Origin of the sequence: Gordonia sp. YY1, from assembly GCF_009872315.1 — a bacterium.
In the GTDB taxonomy this organism is placed as follows: domain Bacteria; phylum Actinomycetota; class Actinomycetes; order Mycobacteriales; family Mycobacteriaceae; genus Gordonia; species Gordonia amicalis.
Window position 1 is genome coordinate 56,362 of record NZ_WXYI01000022.1, and the last position, 3,288, is coordinate 59,649.

General features: G+C 66.7%; 3 protein-coding genes and 1 pseudogene. All 4 read right to left on the reverse strand.

The features are described from left to right. Nucleotides 1–263: 263 nt before the first annotated feature. The 4 genes and pseudogenes from BPODLACK_RS21085 to BPODLACK_RS21100 all read right to left on the reverse strand — a co-directional run bounded on the left by BPODLACK_RS21085 (nucleotide 264) and on the right by BPODLACK_RS21100 (nucleotide 3,254). Entirely contained in the window at nucleotides 264–1,133 is an 870-nt protein-coding gene (locus BPODLACK_RS21085) for a tyrosine-protein phosphatase (protein ID WP_024498639.1), read from the reverse strand. Then, nucleotides 1,121–1,939: pseudogene (locus tag BPODLACK_RS21090) on the reverse strand (TIGR03620 family F420-dependent LLM class oxidoreductase); the annotation flags it as partial. The gene BPODLACK_RS21085 and the pseudogene BPODLACK_RS21090, both read right to left, overlap by 13 nt. A 44-nt stretch (nucleotides 1,940–1,983) precedes the next feature. Beyond that, the gene (locus tag BPODLACK_RS21095; protein ID WP_051349605.1) at nucleotides 1,984–2,478 is read right to left on the reverse strand and encodes a MarR family winged helix-turn-helix transcriptional regulator; all 495 of its coding nucleotides are present in this window, start codon (nucleotides 2,476–2,478) and stop codon (nucleotides 1,984–1,986) included. Nucleotides 2,479–2,591: 113 nt separating this feature from the next. Continuing rightward, nucleotides 2,592–3,254, reverse strand: a complete 663-nt coding sequence (locus BPODLACK_RS21100; protein ID WP_159406169.1) for a class I adenylate-forming enzyme family protein — start codon at nucleotides 3,252–3,254, stop codon at nucleotides 2,592–2,594. Nucleotides 3,255–3,288: the final 34 nt, after the last annotated feature.

Sequence of the window (3,288 nt, forward strand, 5' to 3'; positions counted from 1 at the left end):
GTGCCGGTTCAACCGGCGGAGGGGGTTTCGACGCAGCGCCTCGCTGCGCTCGGTGCCGGCTCAACCGGCGGAGGGGGCGGTGCCGGCTCAACCGGCGGAGGGGGCGGTGCCGGCTCAACCGGCGCAGGCAGCGAAAAGTCTAGTGATAAATAACTGATTCTCAGATATAGTTGTCAGGAGTTCGCGACCGGACGGTCACCGTCCCCCTGAGCTCGGGCCGGGAGTCGGTATGTGTGCCCGACTCCCGGCCCGATACCCCGGTCTCAGGCCGAGGCCGGCGAACTGTGCACGAATCGGGTGCGGATCGCCTCGAGGTCGGCGTCGTCGAGTTCGAGGCCGCGGGTCAGGTAACCGTCGAGACCGCCGTAGGAGTCGTCGGCCGCTTCGTACGCGACATCGAGATACCTGCTGTCGCAGGAGAAGGCGGGCTCGTAGGCGGGCACACGTTCGGAGCCGAGGTTCTCGAGGATCGAATCCAGGGTGGCCTGTCTGCTGGTGACCGCATAGGTGTCGGTCAGCAGGTAGTCCTCCAGCATCACCTCGCGGTCGACGCCGGCGATGTGGTGGAGGAGTACGGCGGCCCAGCCGGTCCGGTCTTTGCCGGCGGCGCAATGGAACAGCTGGGGGCCGTCGGTACGCGCGATCGTCCGCAGCAGGCTGGCGAAGCCCGCCCGGCAGGCCGGGTCCGTCACGAAGGTCTGATAGTTCACCAGCATCGCCTGGTAGGTCTGTGCCGCGGTCATCAGCGAGGAGACCTCGGACTCGGGGATGCCGGGAACCGGGTGGTGGTGCCACCGGGCGCCGCGGATCTCGACGTTCGGATGCCTGGCGACCTCGTTGGGTTGGCGCAGATCGTGGATGGCGGTCAGGCCGAACGTGGCCATGGTGGCCAGATCGTCGGCGTCGAGTTCGAGGCGGTTGGAACGGAACAGGACCCCGCGCCGTAACCGGCCACCGGCCGCGGCGTAGCCGTCGCCGGTCCCCGCGAGGTCGCGGAAGTTGTCGGCGGAGAGCAGCCGGGGGAGTGCGGCGACGGCTTCGGGTGTCGGAGTTGCCTGGTGCGTCGTCGGTGTGAACCGTCCTTCGTCTGGGGGTCGAGGTCGTCCGCGAGAACGCCGGCGAGTTCTGTCCACTGGGACAGGGGTGCATCGCTGGAATCGCTGAGTACGTGCAGGGCCAGGTGATCGGCGCCGGCGTCGCGCTGCTGCCTCATCCGCTCCCTGATCTGGTCCGGGTCGGGGCCGGCGACCAGTGCGTCGACGAGCCGGTCGCTGCCCCCGCCGGAGAAATCCCCGTCGTCGAATCCCATGGCTCGCAGATTCTTCTGGTATCCCGGAAGGTGCAGGTAGTTCCCGAGATTGGCCCGTCCGAGACGGCGGCGATCGGCCGCGTCGCCGGTGGTGACGACCTTGACCTCGGTGGCCAGCGTCGCGGTCGATCCGAGCCATTCGCGCTGGCGGGCGGTGCGTTCGGGGGTCACGAGCTGGGTGATCGCCCCGTGGGTGCGTCGACCGGCGAGCTCGAGCATCTTGGGACCGTTCGCGCCGATCATGCACGGGATCGGCTGCGGTCGACTCGCCTCGAGAGTGTCAAGGTAATTCTCGAGCAGGGACAACGGATTACGGTAACTGCCTGGCGGCGCCATCGACGGATGGCTGACGCCGACGCCCAACACCATCCGGTTCGTGGGGTCGTCCCACGTGCGGGCGAGGTCGGCGGCCGCCAGGTCCCAGATGCTCAATACCGCGGTGGCGGTGACGATCTCGGTGGTGGCCGCGGTGATCTCGGTGAGGGCGGAGAGGTCCCCTCGTACGTCGGCGAGCCACAGCGTCTGGAATGACGCGCGTTCGGCGCATCGCCCGGTGTCGGCCGCTCCGCTACGCCGCGCGCGGCCGAGACTGGTGAATACTCCGGTGGAACCGACTCTCGCAGAAGACATGCCATTACTCTAGTACTAGACTAATGGCTTTACCGGTGTCGTTTTCAGGCGTCCCCGGCCGAGTGGCGCATCGCGGTCAGTGCGGCACGGAGCTGTTCGACGTCCTGGATGGTGCTGCCTTTCATCCCGAAGTCGATGGCCGTCAGGGCGCGGGTGGCCTCGTCGACCTTCGTGCGGCCCGCCTTGGTGATCGTGACACAGGTCGCGCGCCGGTCCGTCGGATGGGGGCTGCGCTCGAGGAGGTCACGCGCCTCGAGGCGGTCGGTGGCCAGGGTGGCCGTGGTCGCGTGGACGAGGAGGTTGCGGGCCAGGCTCGAGATCAGGCGGGTGCCGGTCTCCGACAGCTGCAACGTCATCAGCAGCAGATAGTCGGTCATGTTCAGGCCGTGGGCCTTGAGCTCGGAATCGACGGAATCGGCGACGATGCGCTGGTAACGCAACAGGGACGTCATGGCGAGAAAGCGCTGCTCGTCGCCGTCGAGTCCCTGTTGCTCCCAGTAGTGTTTGGCCCAATCGACCGGATCGGTGATGTCAGGCATTCTCTTTGCGCGTGCCACGTGTTCCCCTCAACCGATATGCGGTGATCCTGTAGAAATGAGATTGCTCAATTGTATATAACTCTATGGATGCACCGTAGGGGAACGCCGATCGCCTACAGTGTGACCTTCACCGCGTCGACCTTCACCGCGTGACGCGATCGCATCGCCTTCTTGTCCAGCTTCCCCACGGCTGTGCGCGGTAGGGAGTCGGTCAGATGGATTTCCTTGGGAATCTTGTAACCGGCCAGGAGGGCTCGACCACGGGTCGCGATGTCGGCGGGGTCCGGCGGCTTCGCACTGTCGGCCGGCACGATGAGTGCGACCAGCCGCTCGCCCATCGCCTCGTCGGGAATCCCGAAGCAGGCGACGTCGGCAACCTCGGGCAGGGTGCAGAGCGCCTGCTCGACCTCCGCCGGATAGATGTTGACTCCGCCCGACACCACCATGTCCGACAACCGGTCGGTGATCCAGACGTAACCGTCGGCATCCATGCGACCGATCTCGCCGAGGGTGAACTCGTTGCCGCTACGCACGCCGGAGGTGTAGCTGATCCCGTGCCCCGAGGTGTCCCGGAACCACAGGGGCCCTTCGGTACCGGGTGGTGCGGGATTGCCGTGCTCGTCGGCGATGTAGGCCTCGAACGGAGGCACCGCCCGTCCCACCGAGCCGGGGCGGTCGAGCCAGTCCTGTGCGCTGATCATGCAGGTGGTGCCGACCTCGCTGGCGCCGTAGCTGTAATGACCAGGGACGTTGTGGACGGTGTGGCGCCAGTGAATAGGTGAGGACCTCCGGTATCGGTGTGGTTACCAC

Excerpts from the sequence above, each read along its gene's own strand:
- BPODLACK_RS21095 (WP_051349605.1), bottom strand. The coding sequence starts at position 2,478 with ATGCCTGACATCACCGATCCGGTCGATTGGGCCAAACACTACTGGGAG.